Source organism: Kriegella aquimaris, from assembly GCF_900103215.1.
Taxonomy (GTDB): Bacteria; Bacteroidota; Bacteroidia; order Flavobacteriales; family Flavobacteriaceae; genus Kriegella; species Kriegella aquimaris.
Window position 1 is genome coordinate 34,463 of record NZ_FNGV01000009.1, and the last position, 25,306, is coordinate 59,768.

Genomic DNA, 25,306 nt, shown 5'->3' on the forward strand with positions numbered 1-25,306 from the left:
CCTGTTTAAAATGAATAGAAGTTAACAATGGTGCATCTTTTTTGATAGAAAGTGTTGTTTTTATTCTGAAAAAGAAGAATTTGATAGTGTTCGTTACTTTTTGGTTTTATAATTATTTTTTCATTGAATCGGGACAGTACAGGACACCTCCCTCAATTCCCTTGCTTACTTTAGCCCTATCAAAACTAAATTAAGACAATCAAAATGAGCAATACGGTTAAGAATTTCAACTATGTAGATTACCTCTGGGACGATGAAAAAGCGGCAAAACTAGGCGACGATCAAGTGGCACTGTTTCTATACCGTTCGAACATTCTCGGGGCCGATTTAAGAATAACGAATTATGGTGGGGGAAATACGAGCTGCAAGACCATCGAAAAAGATCCGTTGACCGATGAGGAGGTCGAGGTGATGTGGATAAAAGGTTCGGGGGGTGATATTGGTACCCTTACCAAGGCGGGAATAGCGGGACTTTACACGGAAAGGCTGCGAAATTTGAAAAATATATATGGCGGATTGGCCGATGAAGATCGCATGGTCGGCCTCTTCAACCATTGTATCTATGATTTAGACAGTAAGGCACCTTCTATCGATACTCCTTTGCACGGGCTGCTTCCATTCAAACATATCGATCACCTACACCCCGATGCCCTGATTGCGGTAGCCGCTGCCAAAGACAGTGAAAAAGTAACCAAAGAAATCTGGGGCGATACCATGGGCTGGGTGCCTTGGCAACGACCTGGTTTTGATTTGGGGCTACAGTTGGAGAAATGTTTGAACGACAACCCAGGTATCCGTGGTATTGTTTTAGGCAGCCACGGACTTTTTACATGGGGAGATACATCATATGAATGTTATATGAACAGTTTGGAGGTGATCGAAACTGCTTCGGAATATATCGAGAAAAAAATCAAGGAAAAGGGAAGCGTTTTCGGAGGGCAGAAAGTACAGTCCCTTCCGAAAGACGAGCGCCGTGAGAAAGCGGCGCAATTAATGCCGATGTTACGTGGACTCTGTTCTTCCGAAAATAGGATGATAGGTCATTTTACGGATAGTGACGTTGTATTGCAATATATAAACAGCAATGATCTTGAGCGTTTGGCCCCGATGGGTACTTCATGTCCCGACCACTTTCTTAGAACGAAAATTCAACCATTGGTCCTACATTTAGATACCAATGAAGACCTTTCCGATACAGCAGCGGTGCTTGAAAAATTAAAGCCTGCCTTTGAGCAATATAGAAAAGAATATCAAGCCTATTACGATACGCATAAGCGTGACAACAGTCCTGCAGTTCGTGATGCCAATCCGGTCATCATTATCTATCCGGGGGTGGGGATGTTCAGTTTTGCCAAGAATAAACAGACGACCCGTGTTGCCAACGAATTCTATGTGAACGCCATAAACGTAATGCGCGGTGCCGAGGCCATTACCGAGTATACTTCCTTGCCAAGGCAAGAGGCATTCGATATCGAATATTGGTTATTGGAAGAGGCAAAGTTGCAACGTATGCCCAAAGAAAAGCCCTTATCGCGAAAAGTGGCTTTGGTAACTGGTGCCGGAGGTGGTATTGGGAAGGCCATCGCCGATAAATTGGCCGAACAAGGTGCCAATGTGGTCTTGACCGATATTGCCGAAGACCGCCTTCAGGAAGCCTTAGAAACTTATGGTCGTGATACTGCGGCATATGCGGTATGTGATGTCACACAAAGCAGTTCCATTGCCGAAGCTTATAAAAAAGCATGTCTCGAATTTGGGGGAGTGGACATTGTGGTCCATAGTGCTGGTCTGGCCATCTCCAAACCATTGGAAGAAACTACCGAAAAAGATTGGGACATTCTTCAAAACGTATTGGTCAAGGGGCAGTTCGAATTGGCCAAACAGGCTGTTGCGGTTATGCGCAAGCAAGGGCAAGGAGGTGATTTTATTAGTATTGCCAGTAAAAACGGTCTGGTCTCCGGTCCAAACAATGTCGGTTATGGTACCGCAAAGGCGGCACAGCAGCACATGGCCCGTTTATTGGCCGCCGAATTGGGGGGTGATAAGATACGTGTAAATACGGTCAACCCCGATGGCGTAATCGTTGGTAGTAAAATATGGGAGGGCGATTGGGCCGAAGGTCGTGCCAAAACCTATGGCATTACCGTTGAAGAATTACCCGCGCATTATGCGAAACGCAATTTGTTGAACGAAATAATTTATCCGAAGGATATTGCAAACGGTGTCTTCGCCTTGGTCGGTATTTTAGATAAGTCTACGGGAAATATAATCAATGTCGATGGCGGTATGGCCAACGCATTTGTACGATAATTATTTGAGTGAGTTTTTTGAGTTATTTTAGGACTATCCACAGGCTTTGTGCCTGTGGGTCTTCCTTCTTGTAAGTACATCATATTCATCATATTATGAAGATAGAAAAAGAGCAGATTTTAGTTGAAAACCAGCAGCAAACGACTTTCCATAATGAAAGTTTTGATTTTTTGGGAAGCTCCTTGGATAAGAGAGGAGTCGATGTCGAAGAAGTCGTTCAAAGGTTGGCCGATTTTCAAGTGGCCATTCCAAGTTGGGCCTTAGGTGCTGGGGGAACGCGGTTTGGAAGATTTTCCTTCTACGGCGAACCTGCGACCTTAGAACAGAAAATCGACGATGTGGGCGTTTTGCATGCCCTTACGGGTACGGCGGGTGCCATTTCGTTACATATTCCATGGGACATTCCTGAAGATTATAAAGCGATAAGGGAACGGGCCGCTTCTCACGGATTAATTTTTGACGCGGTCAATTCCAATACTTTTCAAGATCAGAAAGACGCCAAAGAAAGTTATCGGTATGGTTCGCTGTCGAACAGAAACGAAGCCGTGCGCGAGCAAGCGATACAACACAATCTTGATGTCATTAAGATCGGCGAGAAATTAGGGTCAAAAAGCCTGACGGTGTGGCTTGCCGATGGTTCCAATTTTCCGGGCCAGGACAATTTTCAAACAGCGCTACTGAACACCGAAGATAGTTTGAAAAAAATCTATGCGGGACTTCCCGAAGACTGGAAACTCTTTATTGAATATAAACCTTATGAACCCAATTTTTACAGCACCGTAATACAAGATTGGGGTACATCGTTCCTATTGGCGAACGCCTGTGGTGAAAAGGCCTATACACTTGTGGATCTTGGCCACCACCTGCCCAATACCAATATCGAACAGATTGTTTCCACCTTAATGGTTAAAGGTAAACTTGGGGGTTTCCATTTCAACGATAGCAAATATGGCGATGATGATAGTACGACGGGAAGCGTAAAACCGTATGCGCTATTCTTAATATTCAACGAGTTGGTTTATGGTATGCAGCACAATCCGCAGAACCCATATCCGGCGTGGATGATCGATGCAAGTCATAACATCAAAGATCCTTTAGAAGACCTTATACAGTCATTAGAGGCAATACAAGAGGCCTATGCCAAAGCATTGTTGGTCGACCAAGAACAATTGAAGGTAGCACAGCAGCAGAACGATGTGGTACAGTGCCAAGAGATTTTACAAAATGCATACCGAACCGATGTACGACCGTTGTTAGAACGGGCGAGACTTCAGATGGGTAGTGCGTTGCATCCGTTGATGACCTACCGTTCCTTACAGGTGCGCGATAACTTGATAAAGGAACGGGGCCGACATACCGTCGCTACCGGACTCTAAGATGTATCGATGAAAAAAAAAGTTACCGCCATATTCGATATCGGGAGAACCAATAAAAAGTTCTTTCTTTTTGACGAGGATTATCAAGAGGTCTATCGCGAATATACCCGTTTCGAAGAAATTTCTGATGAGGATGGTTATCCTACGGAAAATCTCGCGGCCCTTGAAAATTGGTTAAAGGAAGTCTTCGATCGGATGATGGACGTTTCCGATTACGAGATAAAGGCCGTTAACTTTTCCAGTTATGGTGCCACCGTCGTACATATCGACGAACATGGAAAAGTAATCACACCTTTGTACAATTATATGAAGCCTTTGGATGAATCCATATCCAAGAGCTTTTATGATAAATATGGTCCGGAGGCAGAACTTTCAAGAATTACGGGGTCACAAAAATTGGGTATGCTGAATACGGGTATGCAGCTCTATTGGCTCAAGCAAGCGCGGCCCGAAGTCTTCAAAAAAATAAAATATACACTCCATTTGCCCCAATACCTGAGTTATTTGTTTACGGGCATACCGGTGAGCGAATATACCAGTATCGGTTGTCATACGCTGCTGTGGGATTATGAAAAAAAAGATTATCATGCATGGGTCTACCGAGAAGGAATAGATAAAATACTACCTCCATTAACCACAGCGGATACTTGTTTACATGTGGATTATAAGGGCCACAAACTAAATGTCGGTGTGGGGATCCATGACAGTTCTTCGGCTCTTTTGCCCTATGTGCGAAGTACGGAAAGTCCTTTTGTACTGGTTTCGACGGGAACGTGGAGTATTTCCATAAATCCGTTCGCGAAAGAGATGCTTACCGATACCGATATCGCCAATGACGGACTTTTTAATATGCGTATCGATGGAAGTCCTGTGAAAGTATCGCGTTTGTTTCTGGGTAATGAATACAAATTTCAGGTAAAACAATTGTCCGCCCATTTCAATCTTCCCGAAGATTACCACAAATTAGTTAAATTCGATCAAGAAATTCTGTTCGAGGTGACCAAAGATTTTACCCCAATGTTCAAATGGACGAGCATTTCGGCCAAGGACGTGCCCGAGGAAACAAAAATATCATACGATAGGTTTGAACACGCTTATCACCAATTAATGTTAGAACTGGTGTTGTTACAAGTCGAAAGTATCAAAGCGGCCGTCGGTGATACCCCGGTCGAACATCTTTTTGTAGACGGAGGTTTTAGCGATAACGACGTATACATCAAATTGGTGTCCCATTACTTGGGCCATATGGGGTTACAAACGACTGATTCGTCTTTGGGTTCGGCCCTGGGCGCGGCAATCGTTATTTCGAAGGCGAAGCTCGACACGACCTTCCTTAAAAACAATTATGCTTTGAAGACACATGCACCCTTTATTCTAAAATAACTATGAAGTCCGAAATAAATTCACAATACCCGTCCGTAGAAGATTTAAGGGAAAGAGCTAAAAAGCGTGTTCCTAAATTTGCTTTCGAATACCTTGATGGCGGTTGTAATGAGGATGTAAGTATTACACGAAACACCTCGGAAATTAGGGAAGTACAGTTACAGCCTCGATACCTTCGCAATAAGGGGGTCAGTGATACCAAAACAAAGGTGTTGGGCATGGAGTTCGATGCTCCTTTTGGCATTGCGCCAGTAGGTCTTCAGGGATTGATGTGGCCCAATTCCCCTGAAATTTTGGCCAAAGCAGCTTTTAAAAATAACATCCCATTTGTACTCAGTACCGTTACAACAATGGATATCGAGCGAGCAAGCGAACTTACGGAAGGGAACGCTTGGTTTCAATTGTACAATCCTGTTGAAGACAGGCTACGCGATGATATTATTGATCGTGCTGAAGCCGCCGGATGTCCGGTGCTTGTTTTGTTGTGCGATGTGCCCACATTTGGTTATCGGCCGCGCGACATCAGAAATGGACTGGCGTTGCCTCCCAAAATGTCGTTGACCAACATTCTTCAAATTTTAGGAAAACCACGTTGGGCCTACAATACGCTCAAATACGGGCAACCAACTTTTGAGACCTTAAAACCGTATACGCCTGAAGGCCTCAACCTAAGGCAATTGGGGCAATTTATGGATAAGACCTTCTCAGGTCGATTAAATGAGGAAAGAATAAAACCAATTCGTGACAAGTGGAAAGGGAAGCTGGTATTGAAAGGAGTAGCCTCGGAACAAGATACCCAAGATGCGATTCGCATGGGCTTTGATGGTATAATTCTATCCAATCATGGGGGCAGGCAGTTAGATGCCGCCCAATCGACAATTAGTTCGTTACAGGGCATTGCTTCGACTTACGGTGACCAGATTGAGATTATGATGGACAGTGGGCTGCGATCAGGTCCCGATATCGCTAGAACCATAGCCAGCGGTGCAAAGTTTACCTTTATGGGGCGTTCTTTTATGTACGGTGCAGGCGCTTTGGGCAACAAAGGTGGTGACCACACGATAGCCATGTTGAAGACCCAATTCAAACAGGTTATGGATCAATTATGCTGTGAGCGCGTCGAAGACCTGCCCAATCATTTACTACACAACTCCTAAACCATAACCATCCGAACCGCTTTGCATAGAACGTTTCAAGTTTAAAACCAGACCAATGAGCCAATACAATATCGAAGAGGAAATAATAGAGGATATCGCCGGTGGCGAATTTGAACGAACTCCAGTCCCCAAATCCAACCTCAAAGGCTGGAAAAGCTTTTTAGGTATGTATGCAGGTGAGCATGCCGCGGGAACAGAATTTATCATTGGTCCGTTGTTCTTAACAGCAGGGGTTAGCGCATTTGACTTGATTATAGGGCTGCTGATCGGCAACCTATTGGCTGTTCTATGCTGGCGTTTTTTAACTGCGGAAATAGCCGTGAAATATCGGTTGACCCTCTATTATCAATTGGAAAAGATTTGTGGTAAAACACTGGTAACCGGCTATAATTTGGCCAATGGTATTTTATTCTGCTTCTTGGCCGGAGCCATGATTACCGTTTCCGCCACGGCAGTAGGAATCCCTTTTGGGATGGAAATGCCCAAATTGACAGATACCATGCCTAATGGGCCTACTTGGGTAATTATCGTATTGATTATCGGAGCGGTAATTTCACTCATCGCTTCCAAGGGGTATGATACCGTTTCCAAGGCCGCCAATTGGATGTCGCCGATAATCGTCTTGGCATTTATAGCCTGTGGCGTTGTTGCATTGGGGCAATTGGAGGTACATAGTTTTTCTGATTTTTGGAATATTTGGGGGGAAGGTTCCGATCCCTTTCCCGGACAATTGAAATATACGTTCTGGCATGTGGTTATCTGGTCGTGGTTCGCCAATGCGGCTATGCACATCGGTATGTCAGATCTTTCGGTTTTTCGGTTTGCTAAAAAGGCAAGCTCGGGCTGGACTACCGCTGCGGGAATGTACGTCGGCCATTATATGGCATGGATTGCCGCTGCGCTGCTATATGCCGTTTATCTAAAATCGCCGGAAGCGCAAGCTTTTTTGACGAATGGGGAAGCTCCACCGGTGGCTCCTGGGCCTTTGGCAAATAACGCCATCGGTATTTTTGGTATTATTGCGGTCGTTTTGGCCGGATGGACAACCGCCAATCCGACCATTTATAGAGCGGGACTTGCTTTTCAGGCCATTGTTCCCAAACTTTCCACTTTTTGGGTGACTATTATTGCAGGCACGGTGGCTACTATTGCGGGGCTTTTTCCAGCCTTTGCCATGAAATTATTGGGTTTTGTAGCACTCTACGGGTTTATTTTGGCACCTTTTGGGGCGATTATCGTGTTCGAGCACTTCTTTTCTAAAAATGCCGGTATCGTTAAAAATTATGCCGAAACGGCCAACATTAAGTTTAATAAATCGGTGTTTTGGGCATGGGCCATAAGTTTTGGGCTTTTCTACTTTATATCCTTACAATTTGATGTGTTCTTAAGTTTCGTAACGCTTCCTGCCTGGTTGCTTTGTGGCGGACTTTTCCTATTGTTCAGTAAAATGTGGCAGAAGAACGTTTAAGAAGGAAATCCGAATGCATTCGAGATGACCCGGAATGGTCGTTCGAATCTATTTGAGTTATAAAAAGGTCTTGTTTAGAAGAACATTTGTCCAACCACTACTTTTTTATCAAATTGGCATCTTTACTGTTATTGTAAGGAACGGTAATTTGCCATGTTTTTCCTTCGGATTTTACGGATAAACTTACACCATCTTTATTTTCGGAAACAATCTTGGCCTTTATATTTGGCGTTTCTTTTTCCGAAGGTACGAGCAACCATACAACAGTGGAATCGGAGTTGATTTGGGTGCTGTAATTAGCGGTGGTGTTGGGTTCGAACAAATTATATTCAGGACTGTACCATCCTTGTATTTCTGGAGTTTCTTGACCTTTGATAAACTTAATTTCGAATTTTTGTTTGCTAACTGGGATTACGGCCAAGTTCCCAAATTCATTAGTAGTCTTGACAGTTGAGCCGTCTTTTTGTACCACCGATTCAGGGTGCCAGTGCCAGAATGCATCAATTTTTCTGGGCCTATCCGTATCGATACGATCTACGACTACCCAAAATTCTCCACGCACGTAAAGTACCGCACGGGTGTGCTTGGCTTTTCCTTCGACATCGATGAATTCGTCGAATGAATTGGTGGCGTAGTCGAAATCGTCGGCAATTTTAAAATAGTTGGCACCTATCGGTTCCTCGGCGAGTTTCGGCCCCGCATTTTGACCTTTTTGGTCTATTAAAATGCTATTATGGCCTGCCGTTCCTTTGGCATATGGCCGGAATTTTTCAGCGACTTCACCAGTATAGGCGAACCGTCCCGAATCGACCAAAAGATCTCTTCCGTAAGCGGAAATGGAAATATGTAATTTGTCATTATGCTGATGGCCGCTGCCCCAAGGGCCCATATCAAAAAAGGACCATTGGGCATTGGCGTCATATCCACTACGAGAAATAAAATGGCCGGCCCAAGGATAAAAATAAGAGGGACCGTCACTTGGCTTGATTCCCGATGCTCCATTAGTGGCAATATATTCCCACTCCGGATGATTAAACTTTTTCGCACCCTTTAAAATAAAATCGCGGTCACTGCCCTTGTCACCATCATTATTTAGAATACGGAAACCACTGGGGCGCACCACATGGGAGACATAGCTGTACATCGCTTCAATCGTATTGTTGAAATAATCTGGAAGCTCTTTATTGGCCCTGTCACAGATATCTTTAAAAAGTTCGAAGTTGATTAGCGAAACATTGTGATAATGGGAGGTAAGTTCTGTTTGAACCCCATCGGCATACACTTGACCCTTCATGCTTTCGCTCATAGTTGCTATGGCATAGTCTAACCATTCATTCGATTTTTTATACTCGGGAAAATCTGCTGCTACAGTAGCTAATGCTGAAATTTCCATCGTCAACCAATTGTTGCTGCTGTGAAAATTTCTGTTGTAGTGGGCATGGTCCGGTAAACTGGCCAGCATCAAAAGTTGTGTGGCCGGAGAAATATATTCACTGTTGATCATTCCATAAAAAATACGCGACCAAACTTTGGCCCGAGCAGCAACTTCGAGACCACGCCATACTGAAGTTCCACTCTTAATGGCGGGGTAGGGCATACTTTTAATAATAAAATCCCTTAGAAATAGATCGATGTATTCGGCATATTTTGGATTGCCCGTTTCGAGATAAGTAGAAAATATACCGCTGAGTTGGCTATGACGGTTCGATAACCAAGCCCATTCTTTGTCGTTGTTCGGGCCTTTGTAATACCAGTCTCGGTGGCCATCATTTAAGAGGGGTACTTTTCCCTTAATATTCTGTATAATAAAAACATCGGTCAGCGTAGTGTCTGCTGTTGCTTTGGTATTATCTGACTTTTCAGGGGTATCTTTTCTAAGCTCCATCGCCGTGTCCCCGTTTTTGTAGTAAGCCAACAACGCATTGCTGGCTTCTACCAAATTACCGGTGGCATAAGTTTCTTTGACTTTCTCCAGCCCGGGATAGTCAAGATTGAATTGTTCGAGCATCGTTTTTACGGTCTCGGGATAACTTGAACAAAGTTCTTCAACGGTGGTGACCTCCTTCCAATTAGATTGGGAAGTACAAGGGAGATAAGCGAAAAATAGAATGGTTAGTAGGGCAAGGGTCCGCGTAATATTTAGAATCATTGTTTGTTTTTTGGTTAAAGTGACTTCGGGTTTTTTTCTCTTTTTCAGAGGGAGTATTTGTATAATTTAATTCGCTAATTCTTTCTTTATATCCGGAACAATCGTTTGTAGCGCCTCATCGACATTGATATACTTATGCAAATCTCTTAGGGCAATGACGGTAAAGTTATGTGCTGCCAAATAGTTTAGATATGCTGTAAACAGTTCAGGAGGCGTATTGACCCAAGGGTGTTCGATATCGGGTACGCCATGAAGGGTTAATACAACGATTTTTCCGTTGTTGGCCTGTTCAAGGGCTGCCATGATGGTTTCTTTATTTTCGGCATCTGTAGCCCAGCTTGGAACAAGAAACGGGTGATCGATCAGGGGATTGTAAGCCCTACTGCCTCCGGCGCGGGCGAAGCGATACCCTAGTTCGTTCAAAAATGGAAGTATCTCAAGATTAAGCCCATATCCTGGGTAGGCAAAATTCGTCGGTTTTTCTATGCCCAACGAGTCACATTTGTCTTCAATATAGCTAAGCTCATTAATAAACTGTGCTTTCGATAATTTGGTGACATTCGCATGCGTTCGGGTATGATTGGCTACTTCAAAACCCATGTTGTCAAGCTCCTTTATTTGGCGCCAATTCATGTAAAGGGTACTATCGCTATAGTTTGGCGGAAATTCACAAACAAAAAAAGTAGCTCCGAAACCAAACTTCTTGAGTAACGGCGCCACTACCGAATATTGACTTGCAGGAGCATCATCAAAAGAAAGTACGACCAGTTTATCGGGAATTTGTTTTTTTAGGATTTGGGAATGTCCGTTAAGAAAAACAGAAAGCGTAAAAAACAGTAGTACTGACCTCATTTCGGGGTGCTTGGTTTAACGAATAAAGCCTTAGGCCATTTAGCCGTTACAAAAATGATATAACGGTCTCTAAAAATAAGCGATTAATTTTAATCTGGAATGAATTCGTTAAGATTTACGTTTTGAACATTTCAGAATAACCTTTGTAATGAAACTTAAAAGTAAATACTTAAAAATTTTAGGGGTAATAGGTTGTTTGCTTTACGAATTAAGAAAATTTCCATTTTTTTATTTGGTAGGCGCTATCCCAGAATTCGAATTCCATGCGACTAGCAATGATAAATGCTTCGGTCATGTATTTTTGGGTTGACGGAGTGGCAGTGAGGGCTGCTCGGTCACAAATTTCAATAGCACGAGTCACTGCGATACCAAATTCTTCCCCTGCATAGGTATCGATCCATTTTTGGTAGGGGTTATTTTTAGCTTTTTGATGTTGGTAAATATAGTTCCCTACTTCCCTGTAAATCCAAAAGCAGGGTAATACGGCCGCCATGGCGATTTCCACGGATTCATAGGCGGCGGTGCTTTTCAAATAATGAATGTAATGGTGGCATGTAGGTTCCAATTTTCCACTGCTGGAAATTCCAAAATCCTTAAAATACGATTCGTGAAGCGCATTCTCCACTAAGATAGCATTTTGTCCAAATTGAATAAAGGCTAAGGCTTCTTCAACATTCGGTGCCTTGGCCCCTATCATTGCTAATGCGCGCCCGAAGTGTTCAAGATATCCGGAGTCTTGGGCCATATAGAATTGGAATTTTTCCATCGCTAGGCTGCCGTCCATAAGTTCGGTAATAAAAGGCATGGCAATAATCGATTCGTAAATAGGGATTATACGTTCCCATGTTTGTTTAGACCAAGTCATGTTTTACTAATATTTGAGGGTTAAAAAAGTGGTTTAACGGGCCATTTCCTTTTCCGATAGCTACATCTTTTCCATGAAAAATGGCTTTGTGTACATAATCCTGCCCTTTTGATATGGCTCCTACAAAAGACTCGCCTAAGGCCAAATAACTGGCGATGGCCGATGATAGCGTGCAGCCTGAACCGTGCGTGTTGTTGGTGTTATATTTTTCCTGTTGAAAAGCAGTTACCTTATCGTCCGCATCAAAAAATAAAGAGGTCAATTCCAGTGTTTTAAGGTGACCTCCTTTTAATAAAACATTTTTTACGCCTAATTTTTTGATTTTTTTACCAGCCGAGTACATGTCTTCGACGGTGTGAATTTCCATTTCAGCCAAGATGGCAGCCTCGTCTAAATTGGGAGTGAGAATATCAATTATGGGAAACAACATTTCCACGATTGTGCCGATCGTGCTGTCTTCAATAAGTTTGTGCCCACTGGTCGCCACCATAACAGGATCAAAAACCAAGGGAGTTTTCGGATATTTTTTGAGGGTCTCAACGACAGTCAATACGAGTTCGGAAGTGTGCAGCATACCAATTTTTATGGCCTTTGGGGGAATGTCTTCCATAATTGCCTGTATTTGTTCTTGTACCGCCATATATTCAATTGGGTAAATCGATTTAACACCTGTAGTGTTTTGAACAGGGAGGGCCGTTAAGGCGGAAGTGGCGTAGCACCCCAGGGCAGATATGGCTTTAATGTCGGCTTGAATGCCTGCGCCCCCGCTGCCATCAAAACCCGCAATTGTCATTACTGAAGGATAGGAATACTGTTTCATATCGTTTTTAGAATCTCATTTTTAAGTTCGAAAGCCGCTTTTTCCGGATTTTTGGCGCTGCAAATGGCAGAAACAACTGCAATACTATCGGCACCAGCTTCCAATACAGCTGCTATATTATCGATATTCATGTTTCCGATGGCGATCAAAGGTTTGGAGATTTTTTCTCGAATGTTGCGAATACCTTCCAAACCCCATTCCGTTAGGGTATCTTCTTTTGTTTGGGTTTTGAAAACGGGACTAACCCCTAGCCAGTCGGAAATTTGTGTTTCTTCGGTATCGAGCTGATCCAAGGCTTCTAGAGAATATCCTAACGATTTGCATCCTTTCCATGCCTTGCGAATGGTACTGGGAGGAATATCTGTTGTTCCCACGTGTATTCCGAAAGCCTTCACCTCCATGGCAACCCTTAAGTTGTCATTGATAATTAAGGGAATATCATATTTATCCGTTAATTCTTTGAGTCGTTCGGCCTTAAGGAAATACATTTCGTCGGGGCAGTCTTTCTCCCGTAACTGGATGAGATCTACCCCACCACGAATGGCTGCTTCGGCAACCTCTAGAAAGGATTGATGTTTGCAATCACGTTCTGAGATGACCAAATACAGTGGATATGGAAAGGCTAGACTAGTCATGTAGCTCGATGTTGAGTGTGTTGTTAAATTCCGATGCTGTGATATTATAGAGCTTGTCCAATAGTTGGGTTTGGAGGCTTCCTGGTCCGGCACAATTATGGGCGGCCAATTCTCCACAGATTCCGAATAATGCCATTGCTGTGGCAACAGCCTCCATCTTGTCATCTATGACTGCGATAAAAGCGCCGATGATAGCGGTAGCGGAACATCCTAAACCGGTAACCTTGGTCATCAATGCATGACCATTTTTGATAAAAACAGAGGTTTTAGGTCCTACGACAATATCTATCTCACCCGAGACGCAGACCACGGCGTAGTAGTTTTTGTGCAACAGTTTGGCAGCTTCCATGGCCTCCATGCTAACTGCCGTACTATCAACTCCCTTGGTCCTTGATATTTTAACCTGGGCCAAAGCCATAATTTCGGAAGCGTTGCCTCTTATTACCGTGGGTCGATATTCGAGCAATTGGGTCAAAAGGGTCGTTCGATAATGCGAAGCCCCTGCGCCTACAGGGTCTAGGATCCAAGGCTTTTTTGTATGATGTGCGAGTTCGGCCGCTTTTAGCATCGCTTGTGACCAATAATTGTCCAAGGTGCCAATGTTGATGACCAACGACTGGCAAATGGTACCAATATCATTGATTTCATCGTGCCCATGAGACATGATGGGAGATGCACCAACTGCTAAAAGGGCGTTGGCCGTGTTGTTCATCACCACAAAATTGGTGATGTTCTGCACTAGGGGAGCAGAATTTTTTACGGTTTGAATGTGTTTCCAGAACTGGTTTTCCATAATATTTGTGAGTTATATATTATGGCTAAAGGGCAATTCTTGAACATAAGAAGATGCGTGGCCACTATGGTGACCGGATACTTTTCCCTACGACGGTATCAACCGTTTCAGGTTCAAAGGGACTCTCTCAATTCTTTTTACGGAATACCCCTAAAGCCATTTCAAATATAGCATCCTTTTTTTTAAACGGGAAATGAAATAATCGGTTCATTAACTTAAGTGAGTGAAACGGAGGTGATATGGTAATGGGTCACTTGAATTTTTGGGTATAGGCATTTGCAAATCTTTTTCCCATAATTCGTTGTGCTTCCGAATTAAAATGTACTTTATCACCTTTATCCTTTAAGTCGGCGGTTTCGATCAGCGATGCTTTGTCATCTGTCGAAACATAAAGCGCAATTTGATTATTTATTTTTTGCCATTGCTGATTGTTTTTTGAGAACGAGCCTAATTTACCTATGAGTATGGGCAAATCTTCGTTGTTTCCCGACGCTCTGAAATTAATAAAAAGTTGTGAAAGTCGGTCGGTGTACAGTTTAATATCTTCTTCGCTCTCAGCATCACTTTCACCTTGGTGCCATAAAATTCCTTTTAAGGTGCCATGATTTTTACCTATTTCCATTTTTTGGGCGAAATTTTTAAATAACTGAACCTTTTGATAGGTGGAATCTTCCAGCCACTGTCGTAGTGAACTTCCGCCGACAGCAGTCGGAATTAGCAATAGTGAAACACTATCGGGAATATGTTTTAGTAATTCCTTTCCAAAGGTTAAACCGCAGTCTAGACCAGCTCGGGAAGTTTCGTAAAAATGAAGTGGTTCTTTTGCCACAATAAACTCCTCGGTTTTGTTTAAACTTAATATCCTGTTGGAAGGAAGTGTATCTTGAGGTTCGACAAGGGCCCTGCCGGCCATGTTCGATTGTCCGGCCAGAATGAAGACCCATAAATTTTCTTTAGCAGGTAATTTATCAACGATTATTTCCATTTTTGGGAAAGTCTGCATCCTGATACTGTCGTCATAAAATTCATCATCTTTTTGATTACAGGAGACCAAAAGGAAGAAGTTAATAAATATGAATATTTCTTTTCTCAAAGCAACTTTTTTTGTTGATAATGGTCATTTCGAATTGTTTATAAAACAACGACAATTTTTCCTATATGCTCACCTCGGCCAAAATATGTGATTAGTTCTGGTATTTTCTTAAAAGTATGCGGACCATCAATAACGCATTTCAATTTTCCTTGTATATAAAGCTGGTTGATTTCCTCCAGGCCCTGATTCGGTTTAAGACTTAGAATGCTGAGTTGTTTTTTATGGAATAAAGAAATGAATTTTTTATAACATAGCATTTGCAGCAGACGATGTGGTTTTCCGCCCACTGTGATGTAACTAGCTTCTAGTTTTAATGAACGTACATAGGCTAAGGGACTTCGATTCGTTTTGCAATCGAGGACTAAGTCATATTTTTGGTGGCTTCTGGTAAAGTCCTCTTTTTTATAGTCAATTACATAATCAAAACCTAATGATTTCATTGTTTCCAGCTTTTTTCCGGTGTCTACTCCTGTAACTTCGCATTCGTGTAATTTTGCTAGTTGAAGTCCGAAAAAGCCCACTCCACCTCCTCCGCCGTTGATTAAAATTCTTTGCCCCTTTTTTATATTTCCCTTGCGTAGGCCCTGTAGGGCCAAAAGAGCAGCGTGTGGCAGAGAAGCGGCTTCATCAAATTTCATGGTTTCAGGTTTTTCGACCACTGCCTTTTCGTGAATACAAATGAATTCCGCAAAACTACCAAAACCATAATCTGAAATATCACCGTAAACGGCATCCCCTATTTTGAGTTTTTTAACATTAGATCCGATTGCCTCGATCGTACCGGCCAACTCCATTCCCGGAATCTGTCTTTTGGGTTTTCTAATGCCGAACATTAAACGGTACAAATAGGGCTTGCCGCGTACCATACTCCAATCATAATCGTTTATGGCCGTGGCACGAATACGCAGCAATACCTCGTTTTCTTTTGGTGTAGGTTGAGGTACCTCTTGAATTTTTAGTAGCTGAGGAGGCCCGTATTTTTCGCATACAAAGGCTTTCATATATTTGGACATGGCTTATTTAAGTCGAAAACTTAAATATACTAAAAAGGAAACAGCCTCTGGCGAGAGGCTGTTTAAAATAGAGTAATTCTTAGTCGGTTATAATTACAAAAGGCTAGAACAAATCCTTTGATTTTTAAAGAAAACTATTTTTTATTTGATTTACCAACTTTGTGCCATCTGGGTCGGCCTGAGTTTTTAATTGACAAAAGTCTTCTGCCCATTTTGAGGTACGAATACGTAATGGCGGATTTTCGTCTTGAGCTACCTTCAGCACGACTTCCGCTACTTCTCGACCAGTTTGATAAACCGCTACTTCGCTTTCACCGGCTCTTTTCTGATTGGCCGCTAGATAGCGCTCAAAAATGGGGAGGTATTCTCCTGAGGCGAGTTGCCCATTGTCTACGGTTTTGTCTATGGCAGACTTCATAAATTCGGTCGCTATACCGCCAGGCTCGACATTGGTGATTTTAATGTTAAAGGCATCGCCCACATAGGTGGCAAGCGCTTCCATATACCCTTCTACGGCAAATTTGGCACCGCAATACAGCTCATTAAAGGGTTGCCCTACTAACCCGCCTACTGAGGTAATGCTGATTATTTGACCCGACTTTTGTTTTCTCATATGGGGCAATACTGCTTGTGTGCAAAGCACTACACCGTGATAATTTACGTCGGTTACCCATTTTATTTCTTCTAGTGTGGCTTGTTCGGTGGTTTTGGCAAAACCAGCTCCGGCGTTGTTTACCAAAACATCGATTTTTCCATCTTTTGCAATTATGGTTTTCACTGCTGACTGAATAGAAATTATGTCGGTTACGTCAAGCGGAAGTAATTCAATATTTAATTTTTCTTCGGAAATTCTTTTTTTCAGGGCTTCGGCCTTTTTGAGATTTCGCATAGTAGCGTAAACCTTGTAGCCCTTGTTGGCAAAAAGTAGGGCACTTTCAAAGCCTACGCCAGTCGATGTTCCTGTAATCAATACATTTTTTTTCATTTATTCTATTTTATTGGAGTGAATGTTCATTCCATTTTTAATTAAAATTTTTTTACGTTTTGATTCCGTCCCAAACCATGTTTGTTTGATTTTGAACTGATGTGCTATCAATATTTTCCTGAATTAAATACCATCTGAGGTACGATAAAACAGAACCTCCTATAAACTGAATTAATTCAGTGATCTCCAGATTTTTGATAATCCGTTCATCCTTGCCTTTTTTTAGCAAATCAAAAACGGGGTTTACAACCGCTATTCCTTTTGCCTTGCTTTCGGAGGTGATTATAGGAGACGCATGTAATTGCTCCATAAACTGAAAGTAGGCGGGATGTTCGATAAAAAAGAAGATAATGGACTGATAATAGTTCTCAAATTGAGTTTTTATAGGTTTTCTATAATCAAAGTCCGGAAAAGCGGAGTTCTCCTTTTCTTTAATGTTCACGTATAGTTCGTTGATTAAAACATCTTTGTTGGGAAAATAGTTATAAATGGTTCCCATACCGGTACCCGCATTTTTCGCTATGGCCGACATGGGGGTATTATGAACCCCTTTTTCTACCAAAAGCATTAAAGCGGATTTTAAGATGTTTTCTTTCTTGTTCACCGGACAAAAATAAGTATTTTGGAATGATTATTCCAAAATATGATGCAATTTTTTCAGCTTACCGTTAATTGTTCGAATATTATAGCTTTGGCAGATAGGGGAAGGAGCGCGAATACTCTTTATTTAATAGGGAGTTTCCTATGAGTATTATATCCTTTAGGATATTTCGAAATATTTAGTTTCTTAGACCATCTAAGTTAGCTTTTAGTATCGTCTTGACATCTGCTTCTTCAACATGTCCTAAAATACCGAAATCACCCATGTAACCTTTGGCTATCAATAATTCGATCATTTCTTTTTCATAATCTCCCGCTCCAATGGGAAGTATCTTGGGTCCCTCTTTTCTTAAGCCATCCAGATTTACATTCCATAGGTAAGGCAACATTATTGTCACCATTTCTGGAAAATCGTCAATTTGATTATGTGCATGGTGAAAATTATAGACTAACCCCAAATCTTCATTGGGCAGTGCTTTGATAATCTTTATTTGATTTTCAGGTTCTCCGAACCAATCTCCATGATTATACAAGGCTATTTTACAATTCAAAGCCGCTGCTTTGTTACTTAGGAAAGCAATCATTTTCGCCCCTTTGTTAACTGAATCGGCATCCGATAGATTTTCAAAAAAATTGGCATTAAAACTAACCCAGATTTGACCTTCGTAACCGACCTCTTGTATAACGCTGAAGACTTTTTCATTGGAGCTATTCAAACCTTCCAACGAATTCGAATCGTTATCTATCCAAAGCCACAGGGCTATTACATCTATATCATTTTTTTTAGCCAACCTCAATTCTTCAGCCATATAAGGGAGATGCTCGCTTCTCCAGTCATAGGCATACTTTGTGATGCCCAAATCTTTCAGCATTTCTATTCTCTCTGTCGGAGATCGCTTCATACTGTCATAGGGTACAATGCACCAAGCATAAATATTTTCGGGGTCAATGATGTGGTCTTCTTTTACTTCTTTGCATGAAATAATTATTAATAATGAAGTAATGAGAATCGGAATATAGGTTTTCATGTCGTTTGATTTTAACTCAACTATGTGCAAGTACATTTTCTCAGTGGAAAACTACTGCAATAAATTATCAGGGCCTAAGTGATAGTTGATTCTTGGTATTTTAAGACTTTTTTACGTAGAACAAGAATCTTATCACAAGATAGTCATTAAGCGCGCACGGTTGCTTTCAGACCTACCCGATTTTGGTTTTCTGGATGGTAGTTTAAAAACAACGCTTCGAACAATTGGTGTCCGAAGCGTTGATGATTATACTTGATTATAATATTTTACTCTACATCCCACCATACCCTGGTGTCCAAAATATCGGGGCCTTGTCTTCCGATAGCTGCATCTAGATTGGCTGAATTGACTGTTCGTTCAGCATCTGGGTAGGTCAACCTACGAATAAAATCTTCGGTCTTCAATTCCCCACCGGGGTAAGGGTTCGGGGCTACAACCGGAAACCCGCTCCTTCTGAAATTGGCCCAACTTTCCGAACCGTTTAAAAAAGAAGATATCCAATATTGGGTATTGATCTGCTCCAATTCCATTCCTGAGGTGAGGGTATGTGTTGAAATATAGGTGTCAATTTCAGCTCCAGGTATCGTAGTATCTCCTGGCCAGTCCGCAAATTGTTCCATATTGGCGCGAATTGCCTCTTGATAGAGCGCATTGGCATCGCCAGAGGCCCAACCGCGAACGATGGCCTCGGCATGCAACAATAATGTCTCTGAATAGGTAACATAGAAACTAGGTGCCTCGGGCGCTCCCAACCGTGTTCGATCTAACTGGCTATAATCAAAAAGGCTTGCTACTCCGTCCGCTGCAACCTGCGGTGCTATCGTGGTGTTATCAAACCCTTGTGGCATTCCTATCTGTACGGCGGGATCGCTATTGGCATTTTCGGGTACTTGGCCCCCTTCTGATGCCGATCCTACATAACGAACGGCTATCGCCTTCAATCTAGGGTCATCGTTGCTCTGAAAGAAGTCGACCAACTCTTTGTCCAAATAATAAAATGGCGCTTGGCCCCCGTTCAAATTGGTACCCATTCCATTTCGGAAGCTGGCATCATGCCGAACCAAGGCATTGTCGTCATTTGAGGTCATAAGGCCTCCTGCAATCGCTTTCGCAGAAAATTCTTGGGCTTTCGCGGGGTTGACTTTGACCAATCGCATGGCGGCCCTTAATAAAAGGGAGTTTCCCAATCTTTTCCATGCGCTTATATTATCGCTGATGCCGGCACCCGCGTACATGACTTCTTGGTCTACCCCATCTTTTGCAGGGTCTAAGGCTGCAGAAGCCTCTTCCAGTTCTTTGAGCAGGTCATCGTAAATCAGCTCCTGAGAGTCGTATTCGGGAAAAGGAATCTGTTCCAAAAATCCTTTTCCGGCCTCGAAATACGGTACATCTCCATAACTGTCGGTCAAGATCATAAATTGATGCGCGCGCCAAATTCGAAGCATCGACAACATATTTGTTTTTTCGGGGTCACCTTCGATGGATGCAATACCATCAACCAGATTTTTGATGGTCGTACGATAGCCCAGGTTCCAAAGTTCGAGCGTTGCTGCGCGGTTGTCTTGATTAAGATTGGCCCCAGTACCTACACCGGCAAAAGGAGTAATCATTTGCCTTACGATGGTAACTTGATAGGTTAGGTTATTGCCATAACCGGGGGCACCTTGTATGATGGCGGTATTCAGTTGATAGGTCGGATCTATGGAAACCAAACGAACTTTGTCGGTATTCAGTTCATCGAACCCATCATCACATGAGAAAAGTAATGCCATTATCAAAAACGTACTGTATATATATTTCGTTATATTTTTCATCGTCTTTGTATTAAAATTTAATATTCATGTTAAAACCGATATCCCTGGTAATCGGTAGACCCGTGGCTTCAAGACCTGTATACTGATCTCCGATAATCCCGTTTTGATCGGGATGGATATGGGGAACCCATTTTTTAAGAACCGCCACATTATTGGCCACAATATCGAATTTCAAGCTTTTTATAAACTTGATATGATCCAAGTGTGATGTAAAGTCATACCCTATGGATAATTGTCTTAACTGCCATGATCCGGCATTAAAAACCGATGCTTCAGATCCCCTATGGGTGCGTATGGTCTGGTAATATCCCTGAATGTCCGCTTGCGCTGTGTTGACACTGCCATCAGGATTGACCCCTTCGCCAATAACATAGCCGACATCCCGTCCGACCAACGTGGCTTTGTCAAGCCCGTGCCGATACGCATTGATATGGGTGCCCGAAATCATCTTATGGCCCAATTTATAATCTATTAAGAAGGAAGCTGTCAGGTTTTTGTATTTAAAACTGTTAGTAAACCCACCGACCCAAACGGGTAGTGCAGTGCCAAAATTAAGTTGCTCTTCAGATCGTAACGGAAATCCGTTGTTTGGATCGAATACCTGATTTCCTTGATCGTCGCGCAACCATCCATAGCCGTAGAGCTGTGCCATTGGCTTACCGACCACCTGCCTAAGTTCTCCATGGAATTCGGCAAGTCCGACAGTAATAAAGTTGTCATCGACACTTTCGCCAAGACTCAACACTTCGGAAGTGTTATAGGATAAATTGGCAGATGTATTCCATGTAAAATTTTCAGTCCGTATGGGGCTGACCGATAAGAAGGCCTCGACCCCTTCGTTTCTACTTTCCCCCACATTTATGCGACGGGTGGTATAACCAGATGCATCTGAGGTCTGTGCTTGGAGAATCTGGTCCGAGGAAAGCTTGTTGTAATACGACGCTTCGAACCGTAAATTATTGAACAAGGTCAATTCTAGCCCTATTTCCCGTTCGGTCACCCGCATAGGTCTCAAATCTGTATTAGGAATGGTACTGGTGTCGATGCCTCCGACAGGTTGGCCTAAGAGTTGTAATGGATTAATGCGATAAGGCAAGTTGTCGGCGTATGCACCCACATCGGTGTCGCTACCTACCTCTGCATAGGCCAAGCGTATTTTTCCGAAGGAAAGCCAGCTCGGCATATTGTTAAACGCTTGGCTAAAAACAAAACTACCGGTTACTGAAGGATAGAGGATGCTTCTATTTTCTGGGGAAAGGGTAGAGAACCAGTCATTTCTCGCTGTGGCATTTACGTATAGAAAGCCCCCGTACGAAAGTTCGGCCGCAGCATATAATGAATTTATCTGCTCTTCCGAACGCACATAATTGGGCGATACCGTACTAGCATTCCCGATAGTGTAGAGATTCCTAGTATAAAAGTTCTCTCCCAAAATGGTGTTCACGTCGGATCGACGGTACATTTGGTTGCCACCAAAATTCAACATTGTGCCAAACTCGCCGAACTGTTTGTTCGCGCTGATTAAAAAGTCGGCATTCACCTCCCTGAAGCGACGTTGGTCTTGAATATATTGACCATTTACAAAACCAGGAGGTGGATCGGACTGTCTTTGGCTACCTGTGGGCAAATTATAATCCACATCACGCATGTAATAATCTTGCCCGATCCTTACTTGAGCGAACAACCAGTCAGCAAAATCATATTTTGTCGTAATGTTGCCATATACCCGATCGCGCGTATTATTCTCAAAACGTTTTAGGGCGAAATACGGGTTGGTTCTGTTGGTAAACCTTGAATACGGAATTTCATCTCCATTTGCATCACAACAGTTCTCTCTCAAGAGATCAAGTGGCATTGTGGATGCAAGGGTGTAGATGACGACGGGACTAAAATCCTGCTCCGCTATATTCGGAGGGTTCGTACGTTCTTCATTGGAGTAATTGACATTTCCCGAAATGGTGAACTTTTTAAGTTTTTGTGTGAATCCAAGGTTTACCGTTCTTCTTACGTAGTCTGATCCGGGAAGAATAGATGTTGCATCCATATTTGCAGCAGAGAAACTGATGCCCCCATTTTCTCCACCAGAAGCGACAGAAATCGTGTTCATCAAAGTCGAACTGTTTCTATAATAGTCCCTAATCTTGTTTGGGGTCGGGGTATAGGGCACTACGAGCCCGTCGAATAGAATTTGCGTGCCGCCTACGGGTTCCCCGAAACTCCAAACCCCGGTATTGGGGAACGGAGCATTGGGGCGAACCCCACCTTCTCCTTGACCATATTCATATTGGTAGTCGGTATAATCAAGTGGCGCGCCATTGGTATAGTTGGTGTTAAAAGTAACTTCGACCCCACCTTCGTCAGACCTATTTTTGGTCGTAATCATGATAACACCATCTTTGGCCCTAGAACCGTATAGTGCCGAGGCAGCTGCACCTTTCAGAATGGTCATGTCAGCCACGTCGTCGGGATTGATACTGCTAAGTCCGTCACCACTATCGGATCGTCTGTTACTACCAACTTCACCAACATCTCCCTGAACCCCAAAAGAGGTATTGTTTATGGGAACACCATTTACTACGATTAATGGAGAGTTGTTATTTCCAAAGGAAGAAATACCGCGTATTCTGATTTTGCTACTTCCCTGCGGACCCGACCCCAAGCCCGAAATATTGACTCCTGCGACTTTCCCTTGAAGGGCATCCATGAAGTTCGGGGTTCTATTCACGGCAAATTCTTCAGAATCGACCTTGGCTGTGGCGTAGCCCAATGTTTTTCGGTCTCTTTCAATCCCAAGTGCCGTCACTACGACTTCCCCTAAAGCCTCGGCGCTTTCTTCTAAGGTTACATTGATGGTAGATTGTCTGCCAACGGCCACCTCTTTAGCGGTAAAACCAATATAACTAAAGACTAGAACGGCGCTGGTGCTCGGTACCATTATGGTGTAATTGCCATTGAAATCGGAGGTAACTCCAGTGTTGGTTCCTTTAACAAGAATGCTTGTCCCGGGTAAGGGCCCGCCATCAGAATCGGTGACGATGCCACTTATCTCTATGGGGTCTTGTAAAATGGGTGGGACCGAAGTCTTCCCTGCCGAGCGATACGTGGTGTTCGAAGTCAGAACGATTTGTTTGTCAATAATCTTGAAATTAACGTTTCCAAAGGGAAAAAGCTTTTGAAGTACTTTTTCAATATTTATCCCCTTCACACGCATATCTACTTTGCGTTGCAGGTCTAAATCTTCTTTGCTATAAAAGAACTTAAACTCAGTCTTGGCTTCTATCGCATCGATTATTTCGAGTATCGTAGCCCCAGTTTTGTCTAAATCAATTTTCGTATTTTGGGCGTAGCCCGTAGTTGCGTGTAATTGGCAAAGTGATCCAAAGAAAAAAAAGAGGATGGCAATCACTTGACAATTAAATTTTGGAAGTAGCGCATTGGCATCGTCCAATAGCCTCATTGGTTTTTTCATAATTACTTGTTTGGTTGATTAATTACGTTGTTCAGTGTATTGCATGAAGGTGCTTCTGCACTTTTCGAATGCGTGCTGTATATAATGAATGGGGTTTTAATTCATCTGGTATGTTTTAAGGTTTTCTTTTTTCCATAATGGTTATAGTGTTTCCTTTTTCCCTAAAATCGAAAGGAGTATGTTCTTGAAATACCCTTAAAATCTGATCTAGGGATTCTTTGGTGAAGGTTCCTGTAAATCGTTTTTTGTTCAATAGTGTAATATGATTATCAATAATGACATTAAAATGCCTTTCCAGTGTTTTGGCAATTGTTTCAAATGGATCATCGATGAATACCAATTTCCCTTTTGTCCAGGCGATGTACTTGTCTACGTTTACTTGATCAATGGCAATGGTATTCTTGAACATTACTGCACGCTGACCCGGGGCTATTTCGATGTCGTTGAAGCTTGAAACATCAGTTGCTTTATAGACACCGACACTTCCTTCTATTAAAACCACAGCGGTTTCGTTCTCTTCGCCGTAACTAGAAATATTGAATTTTGTACCGTAAACTCGGGCATTCATTGTTTTGGTGATTACCTTGAAGGGCCATACCCTGTCTTTTTCTACCGAAAAATAGGCTTCGCCATCAAGAAAAACATTTCTTGCGCTATTGTTCGAGAAGGCTACGGGGTACCGTAGTTTAGAACCCGAATTCAAAAAGACATGAGATCCATCTGAAAGTTTCAGTTCAAATTTTTTGCCATAGGGTACGACCAATTCGTTATAGGCAAGGTGTTCTTGGTCTTTGACTCTTTTTTTATCGTAAACAAGAATATTTCGCTCTTGATTTACAACTCTATTCCCTTTTTCATTCATAATAACTTCCGAAGCCTGTTCATTGAGTATTTGCACGGATCCGTCTTCAAGTTGTAAGGTTATTTGTGAGCTGATAGTTTTTAGACTTTTCTCCTCGGAATTGAAAAGAAGGTGATAAAGTCCGAAAGTGGTACCTGTTATGATGATAAAGAGTGCGGCAAATCGCAGTAGAGATCTGATCTCAAACAGGGGTGATGGATGAAGTTGAAAATAGTTTCTATTGCTTTTTTTCTTTCTTTTTTGAAAAATATTTTGCCACATCGTATCAATTTCTGTGGCAGAAAGTTCTTCTTTGCCGGCAAATTTCATCAGTCGCATCATACGTGCCGCATTTTCAACGGTCTCCTTTTTCTTTGGATTTTGCACGACCCAGTTTTCCCAAAAATTACGCGTCAAACGGTCCGGGTCCAAAATCCATTTCTGAAAATAGGTGTCCTTTACAAAATCTTCTTCTTTGTAATGGGTGTATTTCATGCTGCAATTCATTTGGTACTACCGAAGTAATTGTGCCATGCCGACTACTGGTATTAAGAAAGAGACGGAAATTTGATTTTTACCCCAATAAAATCCATTTTTTTGCTGAAAAAAGAATATGAAATCAGTATTTAGTAGCTTGATATAAAGTGTTTTGGTA

General features: G+C 42.5%; 19 protein-coding genes and 1 riboswitch. Of the genes, 5 read left to right on the top strand and 14 right to left on the bottom strand.

Annotation, left to right across the window (positions count from 1 at the left end):
• Nucleotides 1–204 precede the first annotated feature (204 nt).
• The 5 genes from BLS33_RS16470 (at nucleotide 205) to BLS33_RS16490 (ending at nucleotide 7,694) form a co-directional block, all read left to right on the top strand.
• Nucleotides 205–2,310: a bifunctional aldolase/short-chain dehydrogenase gene (locus tag BLS33_RS16470; RefSeq protein WP_089891975.1), complete on the top strand. Its 2,106-nt coding sequence runs from the start codon at nucleotides 205–207 to the stop codon at nucleotides 2,308–2,310.
• Nucleotides 2,311–2,405: 95 nt separating this feature from the next.
• Nucleotides 2,406–3,686, top strand: a complete 1,281-nt coding sequence (locus BLS33_RS16475) for a sugar isomerase (RefSeq protein ID WP_089891977.1) — start codon at nucleotides 2,406–2,408, stop codon at nucleotides 3,684–3,686.
• A 9-nt stretch (nucleotides 3,687–3,695) separates the two neighbouring features.
• Nucleotides 3,696–5,069 carry an FGGY-family carbohydrate kinase gene (locus BLS33_RS16480; protein ID WP_089891980.1) on the top strand — a complete coding sequence of 458 codons (1,374 nt, stop codon included), beginning with the start codon at nucleotides 3,696–3,698 and terminating at the stop codon, nucleotides 5,067–5,069.
• A gap of 2 nt (nucleotides 5,070–5,071) precedes the next feature.
• Nucleotides 5,072–6,226 (top strand): alpha-hydroxy acid oxidase, encoded by a 1,155-nt coding sequence (locus tag BLS33_RS16485; RefSeq protein WP_089891983.1) that lies wholly within the window; start codon nucleotides 5,072–5,074, stop codon nucleotides 6,224–6,226.
• A gap of 55 nt (nucleotides 6,227–6,281) precedes the next feature.
• Complete coding sequence (locus tag BLS33_RS16490; protein WP_089891985.1) at nucleotides 6,282–7,694, top strand: purine-cytosine permease family protein; 1,413 nt, start codon at nucleotides 6,282–6,284, stop codon at nucleotides 7,692–7,694.
• 97 nt (nucleotides 7,695–7,791) lie between these two features.
• Here the strand turns inward: BLS33_RS16490 and BLS33_RS16495 are convergent, their stop codons facing one another.
• The 14 genes from BLS33_RS16495 to BLS33_RS16560 form a co-directional block, all read right to left on the bottom strand.
• Nucleotides 7,792–9,843, bottom strand: coding sequence for an alginate lyase family protein (locus BLS33_RS16495; RefSeq protein WP_089891987.1), 2,052 nt, complete (start codon nucleotides 9,841–9,843; stop codon nucleotides 7,792–7,794).
• Between the two features lie 66 nt (nucleotides 9,844–9,909).
• Nucleotides 9,910–10,695 (bottom strand): polysaccharide deacetylase family protein, encoded by a 786-nt coding sequence (locus BLS33_RS16500; protein WP_089891989.1) that lies wholly within the window; start codon nucleotides 10,693–10,695, stop codon nucleotides 9,910–9,912.
• A gap of 208 nt (nucleotides 10,696–10,903) precedes the next feature.
• Nucleotides 10,904–11,560, bottom strand: a complete 657-nt coding sequence (tenA, locus tag BLS33_RS16505; RefSeq protein ID WP_089891992.1) for a thiaminase II — start codon at nucleotides 11,558–11,560, stop codon at nucleotides 10,904–10,906.
• Nucleotides 11,547–12,380 (bottom strand): bifunctional hydroxymethylpyrimidine kinase/phosphomethylpyrimidine kinase, encoded by an 834-nt coding sequence (thiD, locus tag BLS33_RS16510; RefSeq protein WP_089891995.1) that lies wholly within the window; start codon nucleotides 12,378–12,380, stop codon nucleotides 11,547–11,549. The genes tenA and thiD overlap by 14 nt, the downstream gene beginning before the upstream one ends.
• Nucleotides 12,377–13,015: a thiamine phosphate synthase gene (gene thiE / locus BLS33_RS16515; RefSeq protein WP_089891997.1), complete on the bottom strand. Its 639-nt coding sequence runs from the start codon at nucleotides 13,013–13,015 to the stop codon at nucleotides 12,377–12,379. The genes thiD and thiE overlap by 4 nt, the downstream gene beginning before the upstream one ends.
• Nucleotides 13,008–13,808, bottom strand: a complete 801-nt coding sequence (gene thiM, locus BLS33_RS16520; protein WP_089892000.1) for a hydroxyethylthiazole kinase — start codon at nucleotides 13,806–13,808, stop codon at nucleotides 13,008–13,010. The genes thiE and thiM overlap by 8 nt, the downstream gene beginning before the upstream one ends.
• Nucleotides 13,809–13,875: 67 nt before the next feature.
• A riboswitch (TPP riboswitch) is annotated at nucleotides 13,876–13,970 on the bottom strand.
• 88 nt (nucleotides 13,971–14,058) lie between these two features.
• Nucleotides 14,059–14,901, bottom strand: a complete 843-nt coding sequence (locus tag BLS33_RS16525; protein WP_143017633.1) for a sialate O-acetylesterase — start codon at nucleotides 14,899–14,901, stop codon at nucleotides 14,059–14,061.
• A 38-nt stretch (nucleotides 14,902–14,939) separates the two neighbouring features.
• The gene (locus tag BLS33_RS16530) at nucleotides 14,940–15,914 is read right to left on the bottom strand and encodes an NAD(P)-dependent alcohol dehydrogenase (protein ID WP_245731510.1); all 975 of its coding nucleotides are present in this window, start codon (nucleotides 15,912–15,914) and stop codon (nucleotides 14,940–14,942) included.
• A gap of 124 nt (nucleotides 15,915–16,038) precedes the next feature.
• Entirely contained in the window at nucleotides 16,039–16,899 is an 861-nt protein-coding gene (locus BLS33_RS16535) for an SDR family oxidoreductase (RefSeq protein ID WP_089892007.1), read from the bottom strand.
• Nucleotides 16,900–16,951: 52 nt separating this feature from the next.
• Nucleotides 16,952–17,503, bottom strand: coding sequence for a TetR/AcrR family transcriptional regulator (locus BLS33_RS16540; protein ID WP_089892010.1), 552 nt, complete (start codon nucleotides 17,501–17,503; stop codon nucleotides 16,952–16,954).
• A 175-nt stretch (nucleotides 17,504–17,678) separates the two neighbouring features.
• Nucleotides 17,679–18,527 (bottom strand): sugar phosphate isomerase/epimerase family protein, encoded by an 849-nt coding sequence (locus BLS33_RS16545; RefSeq protein WP_143017634.1) that lies wholly within the window; start codon nucleotides 18,525–18,527, stop codon nucleotides 17,679–17,681.
• Nucleotides 18,528–18,793: 266 nt separating this feature from the next.
• Nucleotides 18,794–20,341 (bottom strand): SusD/RagB family nutrient-binding outer membrane lipoprotein, encoded by a 1,548-nt coding sequence (locus tag BLS33_RS16550; RefSeq protein WP_089892016.1) that lies wholly within the window; start codon nucleotides 20,339–20,341, stop codon nucleotides 18,794–18,796.
• A gap of 10 nt (nucleotides 20,342–20,351) precedes the next feature.
• Nucleotides 20,352–23,810 carry a SusC/RagA family TonB-linked outer membrane protein gene (locus BLS33_RS16555; protein WP_218129579.1) on the bottom strand — a complete coding sequence of 1,153 codons (3,459 nt, stop codon included), beginning with the start codon at nucleotides 23,808–23,810 and terminating at the stop codon, nucleotides 20,352–20,354.
• A gap of 115 nt (nucleotides 23,811–23,925) precedes the next feature.
• Complete coding sequence (locus BLS33_RS16560; RefSeq protein WP_176801414.1) at nucleotides 23,926–25,146, bottom strand: FecR family protein; 1,221 nt, start codon at nucleotides 25,144–25,146, stop codon at nucleotides 23,926–23,928.
• Between the last annotated feature and the right edge of the window lie 160 nt (nucleotides 25,147–25,306).

Excerpts from the sequence above, each read along its gene's own strand:
- BLS33_RS16475 (WP_089891977.1), top strand. The coding sequence starts at position 2,406 with ATGAAGATAGAAAAAGAGCAGATTTTAGTTGAAAACCAGCAGCAAACG.
- thiE (WP_089891997.1), bottom strand. The coding sequence starts at position 13,015 with ATGACTAGTCTAGCCTTTCCATATCCACTGTATTTGGTCATCTCAGAA.
- BLS33_RS16470 (WP_089891975.1), top strand. The coding sequence starts at position 205 with ATGAGCAATACGGTTAAGAATTTCAACTATGTAGATTACCTCTGGGAC.
- BLS33_RS16535 (WP_089892007.1), bottom strand. The coding sequence starts at position 16,899 with ATGAAAAAAAATGTATTGATTACAGGAACATCGACTGGCGTAGGCTTT.
- BLS33_RS16555 (WP_218129579.1), bottom strand. The coding sequence starts at position 23,810 with ATGAAAAAACCAATGAGGCTATTGGACGATGCCAATGCGCTACTTCCA.
- BLS33_RS16490 (WP_089891985.1), top strand. The coding sequence starts at position 6,282 with ATGAGCCAATACAATATCGAAGAGGAAATAATAGAGGATATCGCCGGT.
- BLS33_RS16500 (WP_089891989.1), bottom strand. The coding sequence starts at position 10,695 with ATGAGGTCAGTACTACTGTTTTTTACGCTTTCTGTTTTTCTTAACGGA.
- tenA (WP_089891992.1), bottom strand. The coding sequence starts at position 11,560 with ATGACTTGGTCTAAACAAACATGGGAACGTATAATCCCTATTTACGAA.
- BLS33_RS16560 (WP_176801414.1), bottom strand. The coding sequence starts at position 25,146 with ATGAAATACACCCATTACAAAGAAGAAGATTTTGTAAAGGACACCTAT.
- BLS33_RS16480 (WP_089891980.1), top strand. The coding sequence starts at position 3,696 with ATGAAAAAAAAAGTTACCGCCATATTCGATATCGGGAGAACCAATAAA.
- BLS33_RS16545 (WP_143017634.1), bottom strand. The coding sequence starts at position 18,527 with ATGAAAACCTATATTCCGATTCTCATTACTTCATTATTAATAATTATT.
- thiD (WP_089891995.1), bottom strand. The coding sequence starts at position 12,380 with ATGAAACAGTATTCCTATCCTTCAGTAATGACAATTGCGGGTTTTGAT.
- BLS33_RS16550 (WP_089892016.1), bottom strand. The coding sequence starts at position 20,341 with ATGAAAAATATAACGAAATATATATACAGTACGTTTTTGATAATGGCA.
- BLS33_RS16495 (WP_089891987.1), bottom strand. The coding sequence starts at position 9,843 with ATGATTCTAAATATTACGCGGACCCTTGCCCTACTAACCATTCTATTT.
- thiM (WP_089892000.1), bottom strand. The coding sequence starts at position 13,808 with ATGGAAAACCAGTTCTGGAAACACATTCAAACCGTAAAAAATTCTGCT.
- BLS33_RS16485 (WP_089891983.1), top strand. The coding sequence starts at position 5,072 with ATGAAGTCCGAAATAAATTCACAATACCCGTCCGTAGAAGATTTAAGG.
- BLS33_RS16530 (WP_245731510.1), bottom strand. The coding sequence starts at position 15,914 with ATGTCCAAATATATGAAAGCCTTTGTATGCGAAAAATACGGGCCTCCT.